Origin of the sequence: Streptomyces longisporoflavus (genome assembly GCF_014649775.1) — a bacterium.
In the GTDB taxonomy this organism is placed as follows: domain Bacteria; phylum Actinomycetota; class Actinomycetes; order Streptomycetales; family Streptomycetaceae; genus Streptomyces; species Streptomyces longisporoflavus.
On sequence record NZ_BMTR01000008.1, the window covers coordinates 62,842 to 88,553 of the forward strand.

Sequence of the window (25,712 nt, forward strand, 5' to 3'; positions counted from 1 at the left end):
AAGGAGGGGGCTACTTGACGCCCATCCAGTTCTCGATCGGATGGAGCGCGAAGAAGGCGAGGAACACGAGCGCGAGCACCCACATGAGCCAGCCGATCTCCCGGACCCTGCCCTGCGCGGCCTTGATCAGGACGTGGGCGATGACACCGGCCGCGATACCCACCGTGATGGAGTACGTGAACGGCATCAGGACCGTGGTCAGGAACACCGGGATGCTGGTGGCCTGGTCGGACCAGTCGATGTGCCGGGCGTTGCTCAGCATCATCGCGCCGATGACGACGAGGGCCGCGGCGGCGACCTGGGTCGGGATGAGCTGGGCCAGCGGGGTGAAGAAGAGGCAGAGCGCGAAGGCGAGACCGGTGACGACGCTCGCGAAGCCGGTGCGCGCGCCGTCGCCGACGCCGGCGGTGGACTCGACGAAGACCGTCTGCCCTGAGGCACCGGCGACACCGCCGACGACACCGCCGGCGCCGTCGATCGCCAGGGCCTTGTTCAGCCCCGGCATCTTGCCGTCCTTGTCGGCGAGGTTGGCCTGCTGGCCGATGCCGATGATGGTGCCCATGGCGTCGAAGAAGCCGGCCAGGACGAGGGTGAAGACGATGACACCCACGGTGATGCCGCCGATGTCGCCGATGCCGCTGAAGGACACCTCGCCGAAGAGGCCGAAGTCGGGCGACGAGACGATGGAGCCGTCGAGCTCGGGGGCGTTCAGACCCCAGTCCTGCTTGCTCATGCCCGCGACCTGGTTGACGATCGCGGCGAACACGGTGCCGCCGACGATGCCGATGAGGATCGCGCCGGGCACCTTGCGGACCTGGAGCACGAAGATCAGCAGTACGGTGACGGCGAAGCAGAGGACGGGCCAGCCGATGAGCTTGTCGTCGATGCCCATCTGGATCGGCTTCGCGCCCATGTCGCCGTGCTTGGACGGCATGGAGGTGACGAAGCCCGCCTGGACCAGGCCGATCAGCGTGACGAACATGCCGATGCCCATGGTGATGGCGTGCTTCAGCGCCAGGGGGATCGCGTCCATGATCAGGGTCCGCAGTCCGGTGAGGACAAGCAGGATGATGATGACGCCGTAGATGATGCACATCGCCATCGCGTTGCCCCAGGTCATCTCCGGGGCGACCTGGAAGGCCATGACGGCGGAGACACCGAGTCCGGCCGCGAGGGCGAGCGGCACGTTGCCGAGGATGCCCATGACGATGGTGGTGGCGGCCGCCGCGAAGACGGTGGCGGTGGTCAGCTGGTCACCGTCGAGACGGTGTCCCGTGGCGTCGGGGACCGAGAGGATCACGGGGTTCAGCAGGATGATGTAGGCCATCGCCATGAAGGTGGTGATGCCGCCGCGCACCTCCCGGCCGACCGTCGATCCTCTGTGGCTTATGTGGAAATACCGGTCCAGCCAAGACCTGCCGGCGGGGACGCGTGAGCCGTTGCCCGCGTCCTCCGCGCTGGTCTTCGGCTCCGTTGACTGCTGGGTCATGGTGCCTAACTCCCAAGGTTCATAGGGGCACCCGCAACAGGCTGGTCGTACAAGGGTTGGGCCTGTGGAGACTGCGGGATTTGGGATGCTGCGTTGGGCGCACGACCCGGGGGACGGCCCGAGACGAACTGGGGCTCCGTAGAGCGTGGGTACTGCGTGGGTGCTGCTCGGGTACTGCGCTGACCGCGAGCGGTGCGGCAGCGGTACTGGTGTTCTCCGGGCGGCGCGGGCGACGGGAAGTGTGACGTTCCATGGGAGGCACGCGCCGCCCGGAGAGATCGTGGGATCAGGTGCCGGTGAGGTGTTCGGGGCGTACCGGCGTCCTGTTCAGCTCCAGACCCGTCGCGTTCCGGATCGCCGCGAGGACGGCCGGGGTGGACGAGAGGGTCGGGGCTTCGCCCATGCCGCGGAGGCCGTAGGGCGCGTTCGGGTCGGCCAGTTCGAGCACGTCGACGGGGATGGTCGGCGTGTCGAGGATGGTCGGGATGAGGTAGTCCGTGAAGGAGGGGTTGCGCACCTTCGCGGTCTTCGGGTCGACGATGATCTCCTCCATCACCGCGACGCCCAGGCCCTGGGTGGTGCCACCCTGGATCTGGCCGACCACGGAGAGCGGGTTGAGCGCCTTGCCGACGTCCTGGGCGGTGGCGAGCTCGATGACCTTGACCAGGCCGAGCTCGGTGTCCACCTCGACGACCGCGCGGTGCGCGGCGAACGAGTACTGGACGTGGCCGTTGCCCTGGCCGGTCTTCTTGTCGAAGGCCACGGTCGGACGGTGCCGCCACTCGGCCTCGACCTCCACGGTCTCGCCTTCGAGCAGCTCGGCCAGGTCGGCGAGGGTCTCGCCGCCGTCGGTGACGACCTTGCCGCCCTCCAGGAGGAGTTCGGCGGTGGCCCACGCCGGGTGGTACGAGCCGAACTTGCGGCGGCCGATCTCCAGGACCTTCTCGCGGACGAGCTCGCAGGAGTTCTTGACCGCGCCACCGGTGACGTACGTCTGACGGGACGCGGACGTCGAACCGGCGGAGCCCACCTGGGTGTCGGCGGGGTTGATGGTGACCTGCTGCACGCCGAGCTCGGTGCGGGCGATCTGCGCGTGGACGGTGATGCCGCCCTGGCCGACCTCCGCCATCGCGGTGTGCACGGTCGCGACCGGCTCACCGTTGATGACCTCCATGCGCACCTTGGCGGTGGAGTAGTCATCGAAGCCCTCGGAGAAGCCGACGTTCTTGATGCCGACCGCGTAGCCGACGCCGCGGACGACGCCTTCGCCGTGGGTGGTGTTGGAGAGGCCGCCGGGCAGCGCGCGGACGTCGGCGCCCTCGCTGGACTCCCACTGGCGCTCGGGCGGCATCGGCCGTGCCTTGACGCGGCGCAGGATCTCGGCGACCGGGGCCGGCGAGTCGACCGGCTGTCCCGTCGGCAGGAGCGTGCCCTGCGACATGGCGTTGAGCTGGCGGAACTCGACCCGGTCCATGCCCACCTTGTCGGCGAGCTTGTCCATCTGGGCCTCGTAGGCGAAGCAGGCCTGGACGGCGCCGAAGCCGCGCATCGCGCCGCACGGAGGGTTGTTGGAGTAGAGGGCGATCGCCTCGATGTCGACGTCGTCGATCACGTACGGGCCGACCGACAGGGACGAGGCGTTGCCGACGACCGCCGGGGAGGCCGACGCGTAGGCGCCGCCGTCCAGGACGATCCTGCACTTCATGTGCGTGAGCTTGCCGTCCTTGGTGGCGCCGTGCTCGTAGTAGAGCTTCGCCGGGTGGCGGTGCACGTGGCCGAAGAAGGACTCGAAGCGGTTGTAGACGATCTTGACCGGCTTACCGGTGCGCAGCGCCAGGAGGCAGGCGTGGATCTGCATCGAGATGTCCTCGCGACCGCCGAACGCGCCGCCGACGCCGGAGAGCGTCATGCGCACCTTCTCCTCGGGCAGGCCGAGGACCGGGGCGATCTGTCCGAGGTCCGAGTGCAGCCACTGGGTGGCGACGTACAGGTCGACGCCGCCGTCCTCGGCCGGTACGGCGAGGCCGGACTCCGGGCCGAGGAAGGCCTGGTCCTGCATGCCGAAGGTGTACTCGCCCTTGACGATGAAGTCGGCCTTCTTGGCGGCCTCTTCGGCGTTGCCCCGGATGATCGGCTGGTTGTGCACGATGTTCGGGTGCGGTACGTGCTCGATGTACTCGTCGGTGCGGCCCTCGTGGACGAGCACGGCGTCCGGAGCGGTCGCCGATGCCTCGTCGGTGATGACGGGCAGTTCCTTGTACTCGACCACGATCTTCGCGGCGGCACGGCGTGCGGTCTCCGGGTGGTCGGCGGCCACGAGGGCGACCGGCTCACCGTGGTGGCGGACCTTGCCGTGGGCGAGGACCGGGGTGTCCTGGATCTCCAGGCCGTAGTTCTTCATCTCGGCCGGCAGGTCGTCGTACGTCAGGACGGCGTAGACGCCCGGCGTCTTGAGTGCCTCGACGGTGTCGATCGAGACGATCTCGGCGTGCGCGACGGTGCTGCGCAGCGTCTGGCCCCAGAGCATGTCCTCGTGCCACATGTCCGAGGAGTAGGCGAACTCGCCGGTGACCTTCAGGGTGCCGTCCGGGCGGAGCGTGGACTCGCCGATGCCGCCCTTGTTGTGCTTCTGGGTGACTTCGGTGGGCGCGCCCGTGGTGGTCTTGGTTCCAGCCATGATCAGACCGTCTCTTCCTGACGGGCGGCCGCCAGGCGGACCGCGTCCAGGATCTTCTCGTAACCGGTGCAGCGGCAGAGGTTGCCGGAGAGCGCCTCGCGGATGTCGGCGTCCGACGGAGAGGCGTTGCGCTCCAGGAGCTCGTCGGCCGCGACGAGGAGACCGGGGGTGCAGAAACCGCACTGGACGGCGCCGGCGTCGATGAACGCCTGCTGGATCGGGGAGAGTTCGCCGCCCTCGCCGGTCTGGCCGTCGGTGACCCTGTCAGCTGGACGAGCCTGCCACTGGCGGGCTTCCTGGAGGCTGGTGCCGCCGCAGACGGAGCCGCAGGCACCGCCCGGGTGGGAGTCCTCACGGTGCTTGGCGTAGTCCGCGAGACCCTCGACGGTGACGACCTCCCGGTCCTGGACCTGACCGGCGGCGACCAGACACGAACACACCGGTACGCCGTCGAGACGGACGGTGCAGGAACCGCACTCGCCCTGCTCGCAGGCGTTCTTCGAACCGGGAAGCCCCATGCGCTCGCGCAGGACGTAGAGGAGGGACTCGCCCTCCCAGACGTCGTCGGCTTCCTGCTGACGGCCGTTGACCGTGAAGTTCACGCGCATTATGCGACTCCCTCAGTGCTGCGGCCGTTGCCGCGGTACGACTCCCAGGTCCAGCCGAGCGTGCGGCGGGCCATGATTCCTACGGCGTGCCGGCGGTAGTTCGCCGTGCCGCGGACGTCGTCGATCGGGTTGGCGGCACCGGAGGCGAGCTCCGCGAACTGCTTGGCGATCGAGGGGGTGATGATCTTCTTGCTGTCCCAGAAGCCGCCCTCTTCGAGCGCGGCGTTCAGGAATTCCTCGGCCGCCTTCGCCCGGATGGGGGTGGGGGCGGCGGAGCCGATGCCGGTCCGTACGGTCCGGGTGTCGGGGTGCAGGGCGATGCCGAAGGCGCACACGGCGATGACCATCGCGTTGCGGGTGCCGACCTTCGAGTACTGCTGCGGGCCGGCCGCCTTCTTGATGTGGACGGACTTGATCAGCTCGTCCTCGGCGAGCGCGTTGCGCTTCACGCCGGTGTAGAACTCGTCGATCGGGATGAGGCGCGAGCCGCGTACGGACTCCACCTCGACCTCGCAGTCGGCGGCGAGCAGCGCCGGGTGGGCGTCACCGGCCGGGGAGGCCGTGCCGAGGTTGCCGCCGACGCCGCCGCGGTTGCGGATCTGCGGGGATGCGACCGTGTGCGAGGCGAGCGCGAGGCCGGGGAGCTCCGTGCGCAGCTCCTCCATGATCGTGGTGTACGGAACCGAGGCGCCCAGTCGGACCGTCTCCTCGCCCACCGCCCACTCGCGCAGTTCGGCGACGCGGTTGAGGTCAAGCAGGTACTCGGGACGACGGTGGTCGAAGTTGATCTCGACCATCACATCGGTGCCACCCGCAATCGGCACAGCTGTGGGGTGCTCGGCCTTGGCGGCGAGCGCCTCCTCCCAGCTGGCGGGGCGAAGGAAGTCCATGAGGCTCTCTTCTTCGTATCGGGGGTCGTTCGTTCGAGAAGATCCAGCCAAGTCGGACCGGAGGCCTCTCGACTGCTCGTTCATGTGCTGTTAACGCGGAGTGGGGTAAGTACACCGCCCCGTCGTCCGATGGGGTCAGTCACCGAAACCATGAAGGAGTTCGCTGGCCAAGGCGCGCGTCTTGTAGATTCGTATGAAGAACGGGCCTCAGTAACCTCGCGGATTCCCCCCGGAAACCGGAGGCGTCCCTGGGCACCGGGGTCCGGGACGATGATCGGCGACACCGGAGACCCCGGCGACCCCGAGTCGACTCGCCCGGACTGTCTGTACATCCCATTCGAGACAAGATCGGCGGCGACGACCATGCGGCTGCGCGCACTCCTTGACACCGACGCGCTGGGCCTGCGGCTGCTCGGCGGTGAGGAAGAGCTCGACCGCACCGTGCGCGGTGTGATGACCACGGACCTGCGCGACCCCAGCCGGTACCTCGCGGGCGGCGAGCTGGTCCTGACGGGCCTCGCCTGGCGCCGCGACGCCTCGGACACGGAGCCCTTCGTACGCATCCTCGCGAGCGCCGGCGTCGCGGCGCTCGCCGCGGGCGAGGCCGAGCTCGGCGACATCCCGGACGACATCGTCGAGGCCTGCGCGCGGCACCGTCTGCCGCTGTTCGCCGTCAACGAGTCGGTCGCCTTCGCGACGATCACCGAGCACGTCGTCCGGCAGGTCTCCGGCGAGCGGGCGGGCGACCTGGCGGCCGTCGTGGACCGGCACCGCCGGCTCATGACATCCGGCCCCACGGGCGGCGGCCCCGACGTCGTCCTCGACCTGCTCGGCTCCGACCTGGACCTGCGGGCCTGGGTCCTGTCCCCCGCGGGCCGCGCCATCGCGGGTTCCAGCGCGGCGGGCCCCGCCCTGCCCGCCGCGGTCTGCGCGCGCCTGGCGGCCGAGCATCTGGCCGCCGCCCGCACGGGGCGCCGCGGCCCGCACCGGGTCCTCCTGGACGGTACGACGTACTCGCTGTTCCCCATTCGGAGCAGCGGGCGCGGTTCGGCTTCCGCGGCGGCCACGGCGAGCACGGCGGCCCTGCGTGACGTGCGCGAGACGGTCCTCTCGGACTGGTTCCTCGCGGTCGAGGCCGACGCGGGCGACTGGCCCGAGGAGCGGCTCGACCTGCTCCAGGGCGTCACCCAGCTGATCGCCGTGGAGCGCGACCGGCGCGACGCCGCGCGCACCGTACGGCGCAGACTCGCCCAGGAGGTCCTCGAACTGGTCCAGACGGGCGCGGCACCGGCGGAGATCGCGGCGCGCCTGCGGGTCGCCGCCCCCGTACTGCTTCCCGGCATCGGCGCGGCGCCGCACTGGCAGGTCGTGGTGGCCCGCGTCGAGTGGGAGGGCGGCGAGATCGAGGGCGGCCCGGTGGCCCAGTCCCTCCTGGAGGAGATCCTCGTGGACCCCCTGTCGGCGGGCCCCGAGCCGTCCGACCGCATCGCGGTGGCCCATACGGGTGATGAGGCGATCGCGCTCGTGCCGCTCCCCGCGGTCTCCTCGGAGCACGACGGCCCGGAGACGGGCCTGCTCGCCGACTCGCTCCTGGAGTCCGTCCGCGACCCGCTCTCGGCGGGCCTGGACGGCGACGGCCGCCTCACCCTCGGCGTCAGCGCCTCCGTGCACTCGGCGGAGGGTCTGCGCGGCGCCCTGGAGGAGGCGCGGCACGCGCGCCGGGTGGCGGCGGCCCGCCCCGGACGGGTCTGCGCGGCGGGCCACCAGGAACTGGCCTCGCACGTACTCCTGCTGCCCTTCGTCCCCGACGACGTGCGCCGGGCGTTCACGGCCCGTCTGCTCGACCCGCTGCGGGACTACGACCGGCGCCACCGGGCGGAGCTCATTCCGACCCTGGAGGCGTTCCTCGACTGCGACGGTTCCTGGACGCGCTGCGCCGCACGCCTGCACCTGCACGTCAACACGTTGCGCTACCGGGTCGGCCGTATCGAGCAGTTGACGGGTCGTGACCTCTCGCGCCTCGAGGACAAGCTCGATTTCTTTCTGGCACTGCGCATGAGCTGACACGGGCGGCCCCGGCCGATCCCCTCCCGTGACGCGCCCTTTGTGAATTCTTTCACCCGGCCTCTTGGCCCGGTGCGCCGATCCATGCTGAGATGCGCCCACGACTCAACAGCTCAATGGCGTGCTCGGGGAGGGCAACGTGGCGTATCCCGCCATGTCTGGTACCGGAACGACTGCAGGGGACGATCCACTCCAGACCGCGGTATGGCGGCTGCGTTCGCGCGGCTGCTGGACCGACGCGGCCGCGCTGCTCGCCTCACGTGAGGGGCCGGGTCCCGCACTGCAGAGAACCTCGCTCCTGGTGGAGCGGTGCCTGTTCACGGGCGAGGGATGGGCGGAGGCGGAGGACGGCCTCCGTACGGCGGAGGCGCTGGCCGTGGCGGACGAGGACCGCGGGGCCGCGGCGTGCGAGCGCGGTCAGCTGGCGTACGCCTCCACGGTGCTCGCCGTGCGGGACCGGGCCGACGAGGCGCGTACGGCGCTCGGGCGGGCGGCGGCGCTGCTCGCCCCGAATGCTCCGGGGCGCCCTCTCCTCGATTTCCGGCGGGGTCTGATCGCCGAGCACATCGCGGACTCCCCCCAGGCGGCGCGGGCCGCGTACCGGCGGGCGCATGCGGGGGCGACGGCGCACTCCGATCCCCTGCTGCTCTCCTTCACCTGGCGTCACTTGGCCGGACTCGCCTTGCGGGAGGGCGAGTTGGCGGAGGCGCGGCACGGCTTCGCGGAGTCGCTGCGGATCAGGGAGGAGCTGGGATATCTGGTGGGCACGGCGCCGGCGCTGGCCGCGTTGGCGGACGCGGAGCCGGAGCCGGAGGCCGGGCGCCTTCGGGCCGAGGCGGCGCGTCTTTTCCGCTTGATGGGCGGGGTGCCGTCGTGGCTGGCACAGCATCTGACACCGCCGGCACCGCCTGCGCCTGCGGCGTGAGGCAGGGGGCTGGGGGCAGGGGGCAGGGGGCCATCACTAGCCCGGCCGGCGTTTGAGGCCAGTCTTTTCGGGGGTCCAGGGGGCGGAGCCCCATGGTTTCGGGAAGGGGCGGGATCGGGGAGAGCCCCGCGGGGACCGCCCGGGCCCTCAGCCCCCGGCCCCCGCGAAGTGCTCCCGCACCAGCGTCTGAACGACCCCCAGATCCTGCGCCACCAACGCCTCGAGCAGAGCCGTATGCTCCGCCGCGTCAGCGACAAGATCCGCCCGCCGCCCGGCGACAGGGCCGCTCACCAGGGGCCACTGCGACCGACGGTGCAGATCATCCGCCACCTGTACCAACTGCTGGTTACCCGAAAGGGCGAGGACCGCCCCGTGAAAGGCCCGGTCCGCCTCCGCGTACCGCGCGAGATCCCCGCCCGCCGCGGCCACCGCACTCGCCTCCGCGAGCGGCCGCAACTCACACCACCGCGCGGCAGGCACCGTACGGGCGAGCCGCAGCATCACCGGCACCTCGATCAGCGCCCGCACCTCCGCCAGCTCCCCCAGCTCGCGCGCGCTCCGTTCGGTGACCCGGAAGCCGCGGTTCGGGACGACCTCCACCGCCCCCTCGGTCGCCAGCTGCTGCATCGCCTCGCGCACGGGAGTGGCCGAGACCCCGAACCGCTCGCCGAGCGCGGGCGCCGAGTACACCTCGCCCGGCGCGAGCTCGCCCCCGACGAGCGCGGCCCGCAGGGCGTCCAGGATCTGACCGCGGACCGAGTTCCGCTGCACGGCCTTGCGGGGCGCGGGCAGCACCGCCTCCCCGTGCGTGTGCTCGCCGCGGGCCAAGGGGACGGCCGCGTCTCGGGCCGTCGCGGCCTGCACCTGCTCCGGCACGCGGAAGGCGAGGCGGTACGCGTCATGCGCTCTGGCCTGCTCCACGAGTCCACCCCAAAGTCCGCTCGGTTCGAAAGGTACGAGAGGCACCATAGGCGGACAGCCCTCCAGTTGAAACCTCGATCATTCCGGGTAAGGTTAGGCTTACCTGTAATCGATCGTGATTCGGTGGTTCCCTCATGTCCGTCCCCACCCTGGCCAAGCGCGCCCCCAGCGCCCTCGCGGACGCCTATGCCCGCCTCGCCGAGGTGTTCCCCGGACTGCGCGTGAGTGAGCTCGGCGACGGCGAGCAGGCCCCACGGGGCGGCGGCTGGGTCACCGCCGCCCGGCTCGCGGAGGGCGGGGCCGACCTCGACGCGTTCCTCGCGTGGGACGAGGCGCAGGTGCAGAAGGACTACGGACAGGCGGGCCGCCCGGACGTCATCGCCAGCTTCGCCCTGCACCGCTACGCCTGGCCGGCCACCCTGCTCTTCACCGTGCCGTGGTTCCTGCTGCGCAGGGTCCCCCGCTTCCCCGTGGAGAACGTCTCCTACGAACGCACCCTCGGCCGTCTCGCCGTCCGCAGCACGGGCTTCGCCTGCCTGCCCGACGACCCGGCCGCCTCCCTGCCGGGCGCGCACGTCGTGGCGGACGAGGAGGCGCTGCGCGCGGAGGTCCGTGACGCGGTCGCCGAGCACCTGGGACCGCTCCTTGACGCCTTCGGGCCCCGGATGCGGCGCCGCTCGCGCGCCCTGTGGAGCCTCGCCACGGACGAGATCGTCGAGGGCCTCTGGTACATCGCGCACCTCCTCGGCGAGGAGGAGCGCGCCACGGCCGATCTGGAGCGGCTGCTCCCCGGCGCCACCAAGCCGTACGTGGGCACGGCGGGGTTCCGTGAGCTGACGGGTCCGAACGGCGAGTCCCTGCCGACGCGGGATCGCGCGAGCTGCTGCATGTTCTACACGCTGCGCCCCGAGGACACCTGCGTGACGTGCCCGCGCACCTGTGACGCGGACCGCATCGAGCGGCTGAGCGCCGCCGCGGCGGCCTGACGGCGGCCTCCCGCCGGACCGAAACCACAACGCCTCCTTCCTGAACCACCCTTTCGTGTCCGTTTAATCGAACTCAACTCCCATCACCGTGGCCTGAGTTCGAGCAAAACGGCGCGCGCCACACCCCTTTGCACCCCCCTACGCGTTCTCTTGCCCCGAAACCCCTCTGAGGGCCATCGGGATTGGGTCACTATGGCGCCCGAACGCCCTACCGCGACGCAAGGGACCCCAGATGAGACTGACCGACATATCGCTGGACTGGCTGCTTCCGGGCTGCGTCCTGCTCCTGGGCATGCTGGCGGCGGTGGCGGTACTCGCACGCGGCAAGCGCGCAGGCCAGAAAGCGGCCGGCGGTGCCACCAGCGACGACTCCTGGGAACGCAGCGAGGAGCGCCGCAGGCGCAAGGAAGCCATCTACGGATCGGCCTCGTACGTTCTGCTGTTCTGCTGTGCGGCGGTCGCCGCCGCACTCTCCTTCCACGGCCTGGTCGGCTTCGGCCGGCAGAACCTCAACCTCACCGGCGGCTGGGAGTACCTGGTCCCGTTCGGGCTCGACGGCGCGGCGATGTTCTGCTCCGTGCTCGCCGTGCGCGAGGCCAGCCATGGTGACGCGGCCCTCGGTTCGCGCCTCCTGGTCTGGACGTTCGCCGGGGCGGCGGCCTGGTTCAACTGGGTGCACGCGCCCAGGGGTCTCGGCCACGCGGGCGCCCCGCAGTTCTTCGCCGGAATGTCGCTCTCGGCCGCGGTGCTCTTCGACCGCGCCCTGAAGCAGACCCGCCGTGCGGCGCTGCGGGAACAGGGTCTGGTGCCACGGCCGTTGCCGCAGATCCGGATCGTGCGGTGGCTTCGCGCACCGCGGGAGACCTTCGGCGCCTGGTCGCTGATGCTCCTCGAAGGCGTACGCAGCCTGGACGAGGCGGTCGAGGAGGTCCGCGAGGACCGGCGCGAGAAGGAGCGCAACCGGACCAACAGGCGCGACCGGGAGAAGCTGGAGCGTGCACAGCTGAAGGCGATCAGCAGAGGCCATCGCGGCCTCCCGATGCGCGGCGGTGCGCGGCAGGTCGACCTGCCGTCCGTCGCCCCGGCGGCGGGGTCCGCGCAAGTCACCGCGGACCCTGCCATAGCCACGCCGGAACAGTTGCCGCTGCGCTCCCGTCCCTCCCTCCAGGCCGTGAAGAACGGCGCTGAACCCGTCACCGTCGACCTCACCGCCGAGGACGACACCCAGACGCTGCCGCGGCTCGACTCCCTCGAGCAGAAGCTCAAGGATCTGGAGCAACAGTTCGGCTGATGTCAGCAGCGCAGGACGGGTAACGGTCGGCGGTCCGGTTCAGGCCGGGCCGCCGTCCAGTTCGAACCACACCACCTTCCCGACGCCGTGTGCCCGCACGCCCCATGCGTCGGAGAGCGACTGCACGAGCATCAGGCCCCGGCCGTGCGTGCTGTCCTCGGCGTTCACCGCGGTGAGCTTCGGCCGGCGCCCGACGAAGTCCCTGACCTCGACCCGCAGCCTGCCCGGCCGCACGGTCGCCGTCAGAATGGCGTCACGATCGGTGTGCACCAGTGCGTTCGTCACCAGTTCGCTGGTCAGCAACTCGGCTATCTCGGATTTTCCGGGCCTCCCCCAGGCCCCGAGAAGTTCACGCAGAGCGCCCCTGACTTCGGGGACCGCCCGCAGGTCGGATCGCCCCAATCTGCGCCGGAGCTGAGCCCGATGGAGCTCGCCCGGCTTGCTGTCGGTCGGCTCGTCCCTTGCTTTCGGCGAAGAGGTCCCCAGATGGATGGGACCGCCCCCTCTTACTTGCCTTGTCATGACCCCCGCCCACAAACGAGATAATTCCTCCTTGCTCGAACACGCTCACGGGATGCATGCCCCACCCGGTTGGCGGCACTCATGTCCATTGCTCAACGATTGAGGCGGGTGCGCCCGGGCCGGGCGGGGAAGTGAAGCCGGTGGACCGTTTCCGCTTGATCCCGACCGGGTCCCGCCGAGCCACACCGGGTCCCCCCGAGCACTCCGAGGAGCCGCCGTGCACGACGATCGACTGCTGGTGGAGGGACGCCTGGAGCGCGCCCTGCGGCAGTTCATCCGCCCCGCCCAGTACGCGGACCGTGTGCCGCTCGCCCTCTCCGTCTGGCACGCGCCGGGCGAACCCGTCCCCGTCGCCGAGGCCCTGGCCGCCTCGTACGAGCCCTTCGAGGCGGGCACCGCTTGGGGAAAACCCTGGTCAACCAGTTGGTTCCGGCTGCGCGGTCAGGTGCCCGACTCCTGGCGCGGGCGCCACGTCGAGGTGGTCGTCGACCCCGGCTTCACCGGCGAGGGACCCGGCTTCCAGGCCGAGGGTCTGGTGTACGACGCGTCCGGCGTCCCCATCAAGGGCATTCACCCCCGCAACCGGCACATCCCCGTGGCAACTGCCGCGCGGGGCGGCGAACCGGTGCACCTCCTCCTGGAGGCTGCCGCCAACCCGACCGTTCTGCACGATTTCGAACCGACCCCCCTGGGCGACGTACTGACCGCGGGTGATGGCCCCATCTACCGATTCGCGTCTGCCGACGTCGCCGTACTGGACGAGGACGTTTGGCAGTTGACACTGGACATCGAGGTCCTCTCCGAGCTCATGTACGAACTGGACGCCGCCCGTCCGCGGCGCCACGAGATCCTGCGCGCCCTGGAGCGAGCGCTCGACGCGCTCGATCTGCACGACGTGTCGGGCACGGCGGCAGCGGCCCGCGCCGAGCTCACGGAGGTCCTCGCGAGCCCCGCACACGCCAGCGCGCACCGGGTGTCGGCCACCGGACACGCCCACATCGACTCGGCATGGCTGTGGCCGCTGCGCGAGACGGTGCGCAAGGCTTCGCGCACCTTTGCCAATGTGACGGCTCTTGCAAAGGACTATCCCGAGCTGGTCTTCGCCTGTTCACAGGCCCAGCAGTACGCCTGGGTCAAGGAGCACCAGCCGCATATCTGGGAGCGGATCAAGAAGGCCGTCGCGGACGGCAACTGGTCGCCGGTGGGCTCCATGTGGGTCGAGTCGGACGCCAACATGCCGGGCGGCGAGGCGCTCGCGCGGCAGATCACGCACGGCATGCGGTTCTTCCGCGAGGAGCTGGGGGTGGAGACCGAGGAGATCTGGCTGCCGGACTCCTTCGGCTACACGGCGGCGTTCCCGCAGCTGGCGAAGCTCGCGGGCATCCGCTGGTTCCTCACCCAGAAGCTGAGCTGGAACCAGTCCAACAAGATGCCGCACCACACCTTCTGGTGGGAGGGCATCGACGGCACCCGCGTCTTCACGCACTTCCCCCCGGTGGACACGTACAACTCCCAGTTCCACGGTGCCGAACTGGCCCACGCGGAGCGGAACTTCACCGAGAAGGGCCGCGCGTCCCACTCCCTCGTGCCGTTCGGCTGGGGCGACGGCGGTGGCGGACCCACCCGCGAGATGCTGGAGAAGGCACGGCGGCTGCGGTCCCTGGAGGGTTCGCCGCGGGTCGAGATCGTCAAGCCCTCGAAGTTCTTCGCCGCCGCCGAGGAGGAGTACGGGGCGCAGGCTCCCGTCTGGTCCGGCGAGCTGTATCTGGAGCTGCACCGCGCCACGTACACCTCGCAGGCGGCCACCAAGCGCGGCAACCGCCGCACCGAACACGGCCTGCGCGAGGCCGAGTTGTGGTGCACCGCCGCAGCGGTTCGCGATCCCGCCTACGTCTACCCCTACGAGACCCTCGACCGGCTGTGGAAGACCGTGCTCCTGCACCAGTTCCACGACATCCTGCCGGGCTCGTCGATCGCCTGGGTGCACCGCGAGGCCCGCGACACGTACGCGCGCGTGCTCGCCGAGCTGGATGAGATCACCGCGTCGGCGGTCCGCTCGCTCGGCCCCGGCGGGCCCACCGCCCTGAACGCGTCGCCGTACGCGCGCAGCGAGGTCGTCACGACCGACGAGGGCACCCTGGTGCACGTCAATGTCCCGGCCCTGGGCAGCAAGGCACTCGACGAGGCCGCCTCGTACACGCGGGAGACCGGGGCGACCGCGCTGCTCGCCGACGGCGAGATCCAGTTGCTGAACGAGCATCTGCGCGTGTCCGTCGACGCGGACGGGCTCCTGACCTCCGTGCACGACAACGACGCGCACCGCGAGGTCCTCTCCCCCGGCTCGCGCGGCAACCTCCTCCAGCTGCACCCCGACCACCCCACGCACTACGACGCGTGGGACCTCGACAAGCACTACCGCAACACCCACACCGACCTCACGGCCGCCGAGTCCGTGGAGCTGGTCGAGGACGGGCCGCTGCGCGTAGCCGTCCGTGTGGTGCGGGCCTTCGGCAACTCGCGGATCACCCAGGAGATCCGCCTCGCGGCCGGCAGCCGCCGCCTCGACGTCGTCACGGAGGTCGACTGGCGCGAGTCGGAGAAGGTGCTCAAGGCCGCCTTCCCGCTGGACGTGCACGCCGAACGCTCCGCGGCCGAGATCCAGTTCGGGCACGTGCACCGCTCCACGCACGCCAACACCGGCTGGGACGCGGCCCGTTTCGAGATCTGCGCGCACCGGTGGCTGCGGGTCGCCGAGGAGGCGTACGGCGTGGCGGTGCTCAACGACTCGACGTACGGCCATGACGTGACGCGTACGCCGCACGGCGACGGACTCGGCACGACCGTGCGCCTCACGCTCCTCCGTGCGCCGCACAGTCCTGACCCGGAGACGGACCTGGGCGTGCACAAGTTCACGTACGCGCTGCTGCCCGGCGCGACGACGGGCGACGCGGTCGCGGAGGGGCTCGCCCTGAACCTGCCGCTGCGGGTGGCCGACGCGCCCGTACTGCCCTCCCTGGTGAGCGTCGACAATCCGGCGGTGACCGTGGAGTCGGTGAAGCTCGCGGACGACGGGAGCGGCGATGTGGTGGTGCGGCTCTACGAGTCGCGGGGCGGGCGCGCCGCGGCCGCGCTCACCACGTCGTTCGCGGTGACCACGGCCGAGGTGACCGATCTCCTGGAGCGCCCGCTGGAGGCGGCGCACACCGACGGCGACGGCGTCGTGCTCGCGCTGCGTCCGTTCCAGATCCTGACGCTCCGGCTGCGGCCGGCCTGAGCAGCCCGGGCGGCGGTCAGGGGCGTGGCACGTTCCGCAGGTTGGAGCGTGCCATCTGGAGCATGCGGCCGACCCCGCCGTCCAGGACGATCTTGCTGGCGGAGAGCGCGAAGCCGGTCACCATCTCGGAGCTGATCTTGGGCGGGATGGAGAGGGCGTTCGGGTCCGTGACGATGTCGACGAGGGCGGGGCCCTTGTGCGCAAAGGCGTCCTTCAGGGCGCCCGCGAGCTGCTTGGGCTTCTCGACGCGCACGCCGTAGGCACCGGCGGCGCGGGCCACGGCGGCGAAGTCGGGGTTGTGGTTGGCCGTGCCGAACGAAGGGAGCCCGGCCACCAGCATCTCCAACTCGACCATTCCGAGCGCCGAGTTGTTGAAGAGCACGACCTTCACCGGCAGGTCGTACTGGACGAGGGTGAGGAAGTCGCCCATCAGCATGGAGAACCCGCCGTCGCCCGACATCGAGACGACCTGGCGCTTCCGGTCGGTGAACTGGGCGCCGATCGCCTGCGGCAGGGCGTTGGCCATCGAGCCGTGGCTGAAGGAGCCGATGATGCGACGCTTGCCGTTCGGGGAGATGTAGCGGGCCGCCCAGACGTTGCACATGCCCGTGTCGACGGTGAACACCGCGTCGTCGGCGGCGAGTTCGTCGACCACGGACGCCACGTACTCGGGGTGGATCGGGATGTGCTTGTCGACCTTGCGCGTATAGGCCTTGACGACGCCTTCGAGCGCGTCCGCGTGCTTCTTCAGCATCTTGTCGAGGAACTTGCGACTGGTCTTGGGCGTGACGCGCGGGGTGAGACAGCGCAGGGTCTCGCGTACGTCGCCCCAGACGGCGAGGTCGAGGCGGGAGCGGCGGCCGAGGTGCTCGGGACGCACGTCGACCTGGGCGATCTTGACGTCGTCGGGCAGGAAGGCGTTGTACGGGAAGTCGGTGCCGAGCAGGATGAGCAGGTCGCACTCGTGGGTCGCCTCGTACGCGGCGCCGTAGCCGAGCAGTCCGCTCATGCCGACGTCGTACGGGTTGTCGTACTGGATCCATTCCTTGCCGCGCAGGGCGTGGCCCACCGGTGACTTGATCTTCTCGGCGAACTCCATGACCTCGGCGTGTGCGCCCGCCGTGCCGCTGCCGCAGAAGAGGGTGACCCGGTCGGCCTCGTCAATCATCGCGGCGAGCTTGTCGATCTCCGCGTCGCCGGGGCGCACGGTGGGGCGCGAGGTGACGAGGGCGGTTTCGGCCGACTTGTCCGGGGCGGGCTCGTCGGCGATGTCTCCGGGCAGGGTGACGACGCTGACGCCTGACTGGCCGATCGCGTGCTGGATGGCGGTCTGGAGCAGCCGCGGCATCTGCTTCGGGCTGGAGATCATCTCGCTGTAGTGACTGCACTCCTGGAAGAGGCGGTCGGGGTGGGTCTCCTGGAAGAAGGAGAGGCCGATCTCGCTCGACGGGATGTGCGAGGCGAGGGCGAGGACGGGTGCCATGGAGCGGTGGGCGTCGTAGAGGCCGTTGATCAGGTGGAGGTTGCCCGGGCCGCAGGAACCGGCGCAGACGGCGAGGCTGCCGGTGATCTGCGCCTCGGCACCGGCCGCGAAGGCCGCGGTCTCCTCGTGCCTGACCTGCACCCAGTCGATGCCCTTGGTGCGCCTGATCGCGTCCACGACCGGATTGAGGCTGTCGCCCACGACTCCGTACATACGGCGCACACCGGCGCGGACGAGGATGTCGACGAACTGTTCGGCGACGTTCTGCTTGGCCATGGCTTCACGAACCCTTCAGTCCCCTTGCTTCTCTTGGGGTCCATGAATTCACAGTGAGGGCGCTCACGCCTCCCAAACGGCGGCTGCCGTTCGGTCGTCCGCGTACCCCTTCACCCTCACCTGGATGTCCGCGAGGAAGGCCGCGAGGCCCGGCGGACCGCTCTTCGACCACCGCTGCGTGAGGTGGGCGGCCAACTCGGGCTCGCCGCTCAGGGGCTCGGCGAGGCCGCCGCTGCACAGCAGCAGGGCATCACCCGGGCGGGCTACTGAGGCCCGGAAGCGGAAGGGTTCGCGCGGCGGGGGTTCGGGGGCGGGTTCGTACGGACTCGGGGGCGTGATGATCCCCATGTCCATGGTGAGCCGGTCGCCCTCGGGCGTCTGGGGCGGCACGGAACCGAACCCCACGACGGGCGGCCCGACGTCGTTCGCGGAGTCGCTGACGTGCGGCTCGATGTCCTGCCAGGCACCGTCCCGCAGCCGGAAGAGCCCGCCGCTGCCGACCCCGAAGAAGACGCGGGTGCGGCACTCCGGGTCGGCCGGCAGGAGCAGACAGCGCAGGGACGCCGCGTACTCCTCGGGCTCGATGCCCAGGTCGACGGCGTGCGCGCGGAGCTTGCCGAGGCTGCGGTCCGTGAGCCGGTGCAGGCCGCTCTTGAGGTCGCCGCGCCGGGCGGCCCGGATGTCCTCGGACAGCCGCTGGTGGCTGCGGCCCACGGCCCGCCCGATCCAGGCGCAGGCCTCGGCGGCGGCGCGGTGGGCACCCGGCGTGGCCCGCGCGCCGGTGGCCATGGCGACCAGGACGAGTGCGCCGTCGCCCGTCCCGAAGCGCGCGGTGAGCAGCGAGTCGCGCCGGGGCTCGCCCCGGTACCGGGCGGAGTCCCCGCGCACGGAGACGGCCCGCAGGGTGGAGTGGCCGTACCTGGCTCCGTCGAGCACGGTGTCGGCGACCAGACCGGCGAGGTCGTCGGGGTCCGCGGCGGGCAGGACCGTGGGCTCGGCGTCATAGGTGGGCGGTCCGTCGCCCACGTACGGGACGGCGTCCACGGGTACTGGCGTGACAGTGGGCTCCGGGACAGTGGGCTCCGGGACAGTGGGCTCCGGGACAATCGGCTCCGGTTCCGGCCGGACGGGTGGCCGGGGGGCCGCCGGGGCGGGTGTCTGGGGGGCCGCCGCCGGAACGGCTGTCCGGGAATCCGGGACCGCGGATTCCTCGGGTACGCGGGGCGCGGGGACGGCGGTCGTGCGGCTCGGGTCGCCGGGAGGCTTGGGGGGCTCCGCCGGGAAGGTGACCGGTCCGGCGGGCGCGGCCGGGGGCTCCCAGGGGGCGGCGGGCGGGCGTACAGGGGCGGGAGGCGCCGCTGCCGGCGGCGCCGGCTCGCTCGGCGGGGGTTCGGCGTAGGGCTTCCGGGGGGCGGCGGGCGGAGGCTGGTGCGGCGATGCCTGGCCGGAAAGCGCCGGTGCCGGTGCCGATGGCTCGCTCGGCGGGGGCTCGGCGGAGGGCTCCCGAGGAGGAGCGGGCGGAGGCCGGTACGCCGGTGCCGGTCCGGGCGGCGGCAGTGGCTCGCGCGCCGTGAAGGGCTCTTCCCGCGCGGGTCCGGCGTCGCGGACGGACGAACCCTCCGCAGCCGCGGGGTCCGGCGTCCGCGCGGAGAGGCCCCGGGTGGCGCCCGGCGTGTCCCGCCGGTCCCGGAGGTCCGGGGGCGGCGGCTCCGGGGCGGGGAAGCGGCCGGGGCGCGGGACGGTTCCTCCCGCAGGCCCTCTCGCTTGTTCGCCCGCGTACTCGCCCGCGTGCTCGCCCGCCGGAGAGGGATCGGCCACGTCCTCGCCCGCCGCCGCGGAAACCGCCGACGCGAACCTGTCGTCGAGGCTGTCGGCCGCTTCGGCCGGCCCCGTGTCATGAGCGGAGTCGTCGTACAGCTGACCCCACCAGTCGTCCTCCTGGCCGGAGGCCCCGTCGTGCCTCTCCCCCTGCTGGCTCATGCCCCTATTGTCCACCGCGGAGGGCGCACGAAAACGGTGCATCCGGAATTTTTGACCGCCGGAAGGGTGATGAGGGCCGCCGGGCGGGCCCACCCCCCACGGGAGGACCGCCCGGCGGTGTCTGTGTGTTTATCGCACGTCGTAGGCGCGAGATACCGTCTGAGTGACGGAACTTCCGTTCGCATCCTTCAGTTCGGCCCTGAGCCAGACCTGCTTCCCCGAAGCGCCCGCATGATGCACGGTGGCCGTCCACTTCCCCTTGGAGACGGACATCTCGGCCCCGGTCCAGGTCTTGCCCTCGTCGTACGAGTAGGACAGGGACGCCGACTTGAGCGCGCCGGGCTTGTAGCCCGCGTGCCCGGTCGCGGTGAGCCCGATCCGCCGGCCGTCCTTCGCGGCCAGGGTCTTCATGCCGTCCTCGGGCAGCTCGTAGCGCGGGAACAGCATCGGGATGCCCTGCGAGTACGCCTCCTCGTCGAGGTGCGAGCGGAACGCCCACGTGGTCTGCGTCCCGGTGGACCGGCTCCAGACCTTCGAGCCGATCTTCCGGGTGTTCAGGGTGAGTTCGTACGCGGAGTCCTCTGCCGGTACCGAGAACACGCCGGACGGCCAGCCGGACTCGCCCACGACCTCGCCGTTCCGCTCCAGCCGGACGCTGCCGATGTCGCCGAACCCGCCCTGGATGCCCGCGTGTTCGCCGTCGCCCCAGAATCCGGGCGCGACGCCGATCAGATTGCCCTGCCGCTCTCCGGCGAGGGCGAGCGCGCCCCGCGCGTCACGCGGCGCCGCGGGGGTCAGCACTCCCCCGTACCACTTCTCGCTGCGCCGCTCCCCCTTCTCGTACGTCCGCACCGGGTCGATCATGAACTCGCCGAACGGGAAGCTGCTGGACACCTGGTGGCCCCAGCCGGTCGTGCCCGCCGAGTAGTACTCGGTGCGCTTGCCGGGGGCCGGGACCGACTCGATGTCGGCGAAGTACACCTCAAGTCCCGAGGGGCGGACGGCCGAGGGCAGGTCGACGTAGTCCGTGGCCGTGCCCATGGCCCGGTACGTCGCCTCGTTCGCGGCGAGGTCCTTGTCCCGTACCCGGTAGGTGCGGTCGTCGCGGATCTGGCCGGTCTCGGGGAAGGCGAGGTTGTAGACGTAGGGGCTCTTGGCCGTTCCCTGCCACTTCAACTCGACTTTCCCGTCCGCCAGTTGTGCGAGGAGCGAGGCCGCCTCGGTCGTTTGCAGGCCGAGGACCGGGAGCGGGGAGCCGCTGAGGCCGGCCGAGGGGTACCAGCGGCCCGGCGCCGCGCGGTGGGCGATGACCGCGAGCGCGCCCGCCGCCTTCGCGTTCGCCGCGACGGCCGAGGCGGCACCGCTGTCCGGCACCTCGACGAGGGCGATCCTGCCCTTGACCCCGGCGGCCTCAAGCTCCTGCGGCGTACCGGACTTGGCGTCCACGAGCGTCGCCTTGCCCGTGCCGTCGAGGTTGGCCGAGCCGGTGGATGCGGTCACGGCGTGCAGTGACTTGCCGCCCACCACGGCGAGTTCGGAGAGCAGGGGCGCCGCCGCGCGCCAGTAGCTGCCGGACTCGAAGGTGCCTTCGGTGGCCTTGCCCTCCACGGACTGGTAGAAGCCGCGGATGGAGCGCGGTCCGGCCGCGGTGCCCGCGTGCAGCCAGTTGTCGGTGCCCCAGGTGCGGGCGAAGCCGAGGGTGGCGCCGCGCACCTCGGACTCCTTGTCCGTCCTGACGGAGACACGGTGTGCCTTGCGGGCGTCGAGCGTGACGGTCATGTCCTGCTTGACCTCGATCTGAGGCCGGGCCATGTGCGTGAGCGAGTCGGTCAGTGTGCCGCCGTCCGCGTCCGGGGTCGCGATGAAGCCGGTCAGGAAGTAGGCGCCGGGGCGGACTTGGTACGTCTGGTCGTTCGCGCCCTCGTTGAAGCGCCGCTCACCGCTCGCGTCGTCGGTGCCGATCAAGTCGACGGACGAGGGTCCGTCCGCGGGCTTCCCCTCGCGGTCCACGAGCTTCACGCGGAGGCTGACGGTCTCGGGCTGCACGTAGAGGGAGAAGGGCGTGGAGACCGCGACGCCGGCTGCCTTCGCAAGGACGCGGCCGGTCACGTCGCCGTACTGGGCGCGCTTGAGGTCGGCGTCGGGGTCGAGCTTGAGCGGGATCTTGACCGTGGCTCCGGCGGGGACCTTCACGGTGCGGGCGCCGAGGGCGGCGATGCCGGAGCGCACGGCCGAGCCGTCGTTGCCGGTGACGCCCTGAACGGACAGCTTCAACTCCACTGTCTTGTCGGTGGTGTTGGTGTAGGGGATGTCGACCGTGGTGCGGTCGGAGTTGTCCTGGGGCCAGCCGAAGCTGCCGCCCTGCACCGCGGGCGAGCCGAGCACCTTCTGGTCGACGGCCGCCTTCACGTCGAGCCGCCCGCCGCCCGTCTCGGTCACATCGCCGGGGATGCCGCTGTCGGCCGACGACACGAGGGCCGACTTGATCTGTTGCGCGCTCCAGTCGGGGTGGCGCTGCTTGACCAGGGCGGCGGCGCCCGCGACATGCGGGGTCGCCATCGACGTACCACTCATGGACTGGTACGCGTAGACGCCCCTGCCGCCCGCGGCGGCGGCCGAGATCTCGACGCCGGGAGCGGCGATCTCCGGCTTGAGGGTGTGCGAGCCGTACGCGGGCCCCCGGCTGGAGAAGGAGGCCGTCGAGTCGTCGCAGTCCACGGCGCCGACGGTCAGGACGCCGGGCACGCAGCCGGGCGAGGACACGGAGTTGAGGCTCGGGCCCGTGTTGCCCGCGGCGAGTACGAAAAGGGTGTCCTCGCTCGACCGCGCGAGTTCTTCCGTCGCCGTGCTCATCGGGTCCGTGCAGTCGGTCCGGGCTGGGTTGCCGAGGCTCATGGAGACGACGTCGGCCTTCTCGTCGACGGCCCACTGCATGCCCGCGATGATCCACGAAGTGGCCCCGGAGCCGCTGTCGTTCAGGACCTTCCCGTGCAGCAGCTCGGCGCCGGGTGCGACGCCCTTCTTCTTGCCGTCGCTCGCCGCGCCGGAGCCGCCGACCGTGGAGGTGGTGTGGGTGCCGTGGCCCTGGCGGTCCTCGCCGTCCGGCGAGTCGGTGAAGTTCTTCGTCGCGCCGACGCGGCCCTTCAGGTCGGGGTGCTCGGTGTCGGCGCCGGTGTCGAGGACGGCGACCTTGGTGCCCTTGCCGTCGTAGCCCGCGGCCCAGGCCCCGGGGGCGTGCACCTGCTTCGTCGACCGTTCCAGGGTGGCCTTGACCTTGGCGTCCAGCCAGAGCTTCTTCAGGCCGGTCGACGCAGCGCGGGACTTCCGCGACGTGACGTCGGCCCAGAAGTCGGCGGCCTTCTTCTTGTCGGCCTTCAGCGCGACGCCGTCGACCGGTTCGAGGACGGGCCCGCGCTCGGCGCCGCGCGGAGTGGCGGGCACCGAGCGCGCGACGTCGACGGACTTGTCGTACACGGCGATCAGCGGCAGCTCCTCGGCGTGCGCGTCGTCATAGCCCTGGCGGACGAGCCCGGTGACGTTGAAGAGCTCCTCGTCGACCGCGCCCGCGGCGATCGCGTGGACGGCGCCCTCGGGGTAGACGTACAGGTCCTTGCCGGACTGCCTGGTCTGGATGAGCGGCACCGTGCCGTCGGCGGCGGGCAGAGCGCTCGCGCCCGCGCGGCCCTTGCCGTCGGACGACACCAGGACGCGGTCGCCGGTGACGAGGGTGACGACGGAGCTTCCGTCGCCGCGTGGCCCGCTCCCCACCGGCCGGCTCGTGTCCGCCGCGGCCGTGCGTGGCTCGGCCACGGACGGGACGGCCGCGGTGACGGCGAGGACGACGGCGGACGCCGCCCCCAAAGCCGTACGCGATATCGGGCGCATCGCTCTCCCCAAGGTTGACGGGCATGCGGAACCACAGCCGAAAAGGGACCAAAGGCACTGATTCCGGCTGCCGTTGGTGCTGCGGTGGCGTCACCTTGGCAGAGAGGCGGGGGGTGCGGGGATGATGTCCCCGGGCGGGTTTACGCCGTGGCTCTTTTCCGCCAGGGCGCCGCCGGAACGCATTCTGGGGAGGGACGTCGCCGCATGCTGGCCGCGATAGGTCTGGACGAGACGCACGAATCGGCGTACCGCGCGCTGGTCGCGGTGGGCGCCGCCGACGTACCCGACCTCGCGCGGCGCCTCTCGCTCGGCGAGCCGGAGACGGTGCGCGCGCTGCGCCGCCTGGAGCTGGCCGGACTCGCGGCACAGGCGTCCGGCAAGGCGGGCCGGTGGGTGGCGGCTCCGCCGGGTGTCGCGCTCGGCGCGCTCCTGACCCAGCAGCGGCACGAGCTGGACAAGGCCGAGCTTGCGGCGAAGCTGCTCGCCGAGGAGTACCGCGCGCAGGCCGCGGAGCCCGCCGTGCACGATCTGGTCGAGGTGGTCACGGGCGCGGGCGCGGTGTCGCAGCGCTTCCTCCAGTTGCAACTGGGCGCGAGCACCGAGGTGTGCGCCCTGGTGACCGGCAATCCCGTGGCGATCACCGGCATGGAGAACGACGCGGAGGAACAGGCCGCGGGCCGCGGCGTCAGCTACCGCGTGGTGGTCGAACGCTCCGTGCTCGCGCTCCCCACGGGCCTCCTGGAACTGGCGACGGCGATCGGCCGCAACGAACAGGTACGCGTCGTGGACCGCGTCCCGACGAAGCTGGTGATCGCCGACGGCTCGCTGGCGATGGTGCCGCTGACCTCGCGCAGGGCGGAGCCCGCCGCACTCGTGGTGCACGCGAGCGGCCTGCTCGAATCCCTCTCCGGGCTCTTCGAGGCGGTCTGGCGCGACGCGCTGCCGCTGCGGCTCGGCGAGAGCGGCCGTACGGTCACCGAGGACGCCCCCGACGGGCCCGACGGCGCCGACCTGGAGATCCTCTCGCTGCTGCTCGCCGGCCTGACGGACGCGAGCGTGGCCAAACAGCTCGATCTGGGCCTGCGGACGGTGCAGCGCCGGGTCAAGCGCCTGATGGAACTGACGGGCGTGACGACGCGGCTGCAACTGGGCTGGCATGCGTACGAGCGGGGCTGGGTGGCACGCTGACCCGGCCGCCGGGGACGGGCAGGGCCGACGCGCGACCTGCGGTTCTGCTCCGGTTCCGGCACCCTTGACAGATGGGAGCCTGGGAACTCCTGCTGGTCGGAGTGGTGCTGCTGCTCGGGATCGGCGGAGTGCTTGTGCCCGGCGTGCCGGGACCGTGGCTGGTGTGGGCCGCGGTGCTGTGGTGGGCGCTGCAGGACCCGGAGCCGGTGTCCTGGTGGGTCCTGGTCGGCGCGTCCGTCGTACTCCTCGCGGCCCAGGGCGTCCGCTGGCTGCTGCCCCCGCGACGCCTCCGGGAGAGCGGCGCCACGCGCCGGACGGCCGTGTACGCGGGGGCCGGGGCGCTTGTGGGGTTCTGCGTGGTGCCGGTGATCGGGTCACTCCCGGGGTTCATCGGAGGGATCTACCTGGCGGAGCGGCTGCGGCTCGGCGGGCACGGGGAGGCGGCGACGGCGACGCGGACGGCCATGCGGGCGGGCGGCTGGAGCGTCCTGACGGAACTGTTCGCGTGCCTGCTGATCGTGGGGGCGTGGCTGGGGGCCGTGATCTGGGGGTGAGGCCCTGGTCGCGTACGGGGGCTGCGACATCGAATCTCTCGCGACACGGGGTGCTGTTACGCGTACTCAGGCGTCGTTCGCGTACATGTGCCCCCATCGGATCTCTCGCGCCTCCTTGCCGGAATGCCGCAACCCCACGGTGCACGGCGTCCGTACACAGGGGGCGTTCCTGCTCAGCGCGGTGCGGGGCGGGCGGGGGCGATCGGCCGGATCTGCGGATCGTGCCGGTCGAACCGCACGAGGGGGCACCGCGGTGGGGGCTGCACGCGGCTTAGGCTCGCGTCATGACCGAATTCAGCGAGGCCGAGCGGGCGTACCTCAAGTCCCAGCGGCTGGGGCGGATGGCCAGCGTCGACGCGGCGGGACAGCCGCAGGCGAATCCCGTGGGGTTCTTTCCGCAGGACGACGGGACGATTCTGATCGGCGGGTATGCGCTGGGGACCACCAAGAAGTGGCGCAATCTCCAGAAGAACCCGAAGGTGTCGCTGGTCGTGGACGACATCGTGAGCGAGCGGCCGTGGAAGGTGCGGGGCGTCGACATCCGGGGCGAGGCGGAACTCCTCACGGGACCGCATGAGTTGGGCCCTCACTTCAGCGAGGAACTGATCCGGATCCATCCCCGGCGGATCCATAGCTGGGGGCTGGAGCAGTAGGCATTCCCCGACCCCAACCCTTCCCGGCTGTATCTGATTGCGGCTG

General features: G+C 71.3%; 17 protein-coding genes. 8 read left to right on the top strand and 9 right to left on the bottom strand.

Translation table 11 applies throughout. The annotated features are described in order from the left end of the window. Window positions 1-10: 10 nt before the first annotated feature. The 4 genes from IE226_RS17785 to IE226_RS17800 all read right to left on the bottom strand — a co-directional run bounded on the left by IE226_RS17785 (window position 11) and on the right by IE226_RS17800 (window position 5,664). A complete protein-coding gene (locus IE226_RS17785) occupies window positions 11-1,489 on the bottom strand; it encodes an NCS2 family permease (protein WP_190082250.1) in 1,479 nt (492 codons plus the stop codon). 286 nt (window positions 1,490-1,775) lie between these two features. Continuing rightward, window positions 1,776-4,166 (bottom strand): xanthine dehydrogenase family protein molybdopterin-binding subunit, encoded by a 2,391-nt coding sequence (locus IE226_RS17790; RefSeq protein ID WP_190082251.1) that lies wholly within the window; start codon window positions 4,164-4,166, stop codon window positions 1,776-1,778. A gap of 2 nt (window positions 4,167-4,168) precedes the next feature. Next, on the bottom strand, window positions 4,169-4,774 hold the full coding sequence (locus tag IE226_RS17795; RefSeq protein WP_190082252.1) for a (2Fe-2S)-binding protein: 606 nt from the start codon (window positions 4,772-4,774) through the stop codon (window positions 4,169-4,171). Continuing rightward, on the bottom strand, window positions 4,774-5,664 hold the full coding sequence (locus tag IE226_RS17800; protein ID WP_190082253.1) for an FAD binding domain-containing protein: 891 nt from the start codon (window positions 5,662-5,664) through the stop codon (window positions 4,774-4,776). Before IE226_RS17800 ends, IE226_RS17795 begins: the two co-directional genes overlap by 1 nt. A 363-nt stretch (window positions 5,665-6,027) precedes the next feature. Here IE226_RS17800 and IE226_RS17805 point away from each other — a divergent pair, with 363 nt between their 5' ends. After that, window positions 6,028-7,728 (top strand): PucR family transcriptional regulator, encoded by a 1,701-nt coding sequence (locus tag IE226_RS17805; protein ID WP_190082254.1) that lies wholly within the window; start codon window positions 6,028-6,030, stop codon window positions 7,726-7,728. Window positions 7,729-7,882: 154 nt separating this feature from the next. Next, a complete protein-coding gene (locus IE226_RS17810) occupies window positions 7,883-8,653 on the top strand; it encodes a hypothetical protein (RefSeq protein ID WP_190082255.1) in 771 nt (256 codons plus the stop codon). Window positions 8,654-8,800: 147 nt separating this feature from the next. Here the strand turns inward: IE226_RS17810 and IE226_RS17815 are convergent, their stop codons facing one another. After that, window positions 8,801-9,574, bottom strand: a complete 774-nt coding sequence (locus tag IE226_RS17815; RefSeq protein WP_373306983.1) for a GntR family transcriptional regulator — start codon at window positions 9,572-9,574, stop codon at window positions 8,801-8,803. 134 nt (window positions 9,575-9,708) lie between these two features. Here IE226_RS17815 and IE226_RS17820 point away from each other — a divergent pair, with 134 nt between their 5' ends. Together IE226_RS17820 and IE226_RS17825 are read left to right on the top strand one after the other, a co-directional pair. Then, entirely contained in the window at window positions 9,709-10,560 is an 852-nt protein-coding gene (locus tag IE226_RS17820) for a (2Fe-2S)-binding protein (protein ID WP_190082257.1), read from the top strand. A gap of 232 nt (window positions 10,561-10,792) precedes the next feature. Continuing rightward, window positions 10,793-11,851: a DUF2637 domain-containing protein gene (locus IE226_RS17825; RefSeq protein WP_190082258.1), complete on the top strand. Its 1,059-nt coding sequence runs from the start codon at window positions 10,793-10,795 to the stop codon at window positions 11,849-11,851. 39 nt (window positions 11,852-11,890) lie between these two features. Here IE226_RS17825 and IE226_RS17830 read toward each other — a convergent pair whose 3' ends face one another. After that, window positions 11,891-12,373 (bottom strand): ATP-binding protein, encoded by a 483-nt coding sequence (locus IE226_RS17830; RefSeq protein WP_190082259.1) that lies wholly within the window; start codon window positions 12,371-12,373, stop codon window positions 11,891-11,893. 217 nt (window positions 12,374-12,590) lie between these two features. Here IE226_RS17830 and IE226_RS17835 point away from each other — a divergent pair, with 217 nt between their 5' ends. Beyond that, entirely contained in the window at window positions 12,591-15,647 is a 3,057-nt protein-coding gene (locus IE226_RS17835) for an alpha-mannosidase (RefSeq protein WP_190082260.1), read from the top strand. A 16-nt stretch (window positions 15,648-15,663) separates the two neighbouring features. On the opposite strand, the gene IE226_RS17840 is transcribed toward IE226_RS17835, so the two are convergent. From IE226_RS17840 to IE226_RS17850, 3 genes are all read right to left on the bottom strand, one after another. After that, window positions 15,664-17,406, bottom strand: a complete 1,743-nt coding sequence (locus IE226_RS17840; protein ID WP_190082261.1) for a pyruvate dehydrogenase — start codon at window positions 17,404-17,406, stop codon at window positions 15,664-15,666. Window positions 17,407-17,469: 63 nt separating this feature from the next. Beyond that, window positions 17,470-19,386, bottom strand: coding sequence for a protein phosphatase 2C domain-containing protein (locus tag IE226_RS17845; RefSeq protein WP_190082262.1), 1,917 nt, complete (start codon window positions 19,384-19,386; stop codon window positions 17,470-17,472). A gap of 129 nt (window positions 19,387-19,515) precedes the next feature. Then, complete coding sequence (locus IE226_RS17850) at window positions 19,516-23,271, bottom strand: S8 family peptidase (RefSeq protein WP_190082263.1); 3,756 nt, start codon at window positions 23,269-23,271, stop codon at window positions 19,516-19,518. A 204-nt stretch (window positions 23,272-23,475) separates the two neighbouring features. On the opposite strand from IE226_RS17850, the gene IE226_RS17855 reads away from it, so the two are divergent. The 3 genes from IE226_RS17855 to IE226_RS17865 all read left to right on the top strand — a co-directional run bounded on the left by IE226_RS17855 (window position 23,476) and on the right by IE226_RS17865 (window position 25,666). After that, window positions 23,476-24,459, top strand: coding sequence for a helix-turn-helix transcriptional regulator (locus IE226_RS17855; RefSeq protein WP_190082264.1), 984 nt, complete (start codon window positions 23,476-23,478; stop codon window positions 24,457-24,459). Window positions 24,460-24,530: 71 nt separating this feature from the next. Then, window positions 24,531-25,013, top strand: coding sequence for a DUF456 domain-containing protein (locus tag IE226_RS17860; protein ID WP_190082265.1), 483 nt, complete (start codon window positions 24,531-24,533; stop codon window positions 25,011-25,013). A gap of 284 nt (window positions 25,014-25,297) precedes the next feature. Then, on the top strand, window positions 25,298-25,666 hold the full coding sequence (locus IE226_RS17865) for a PPOX class F420-dependent oxidoreductase (protein WP_190082266.1): 369 nt from the start codon (window positions 25,298-25,300) through the stop codon (window positions 25,664-25,666). Window positions 25,667-25,712 lie beyond the last annotated feature (46 nt).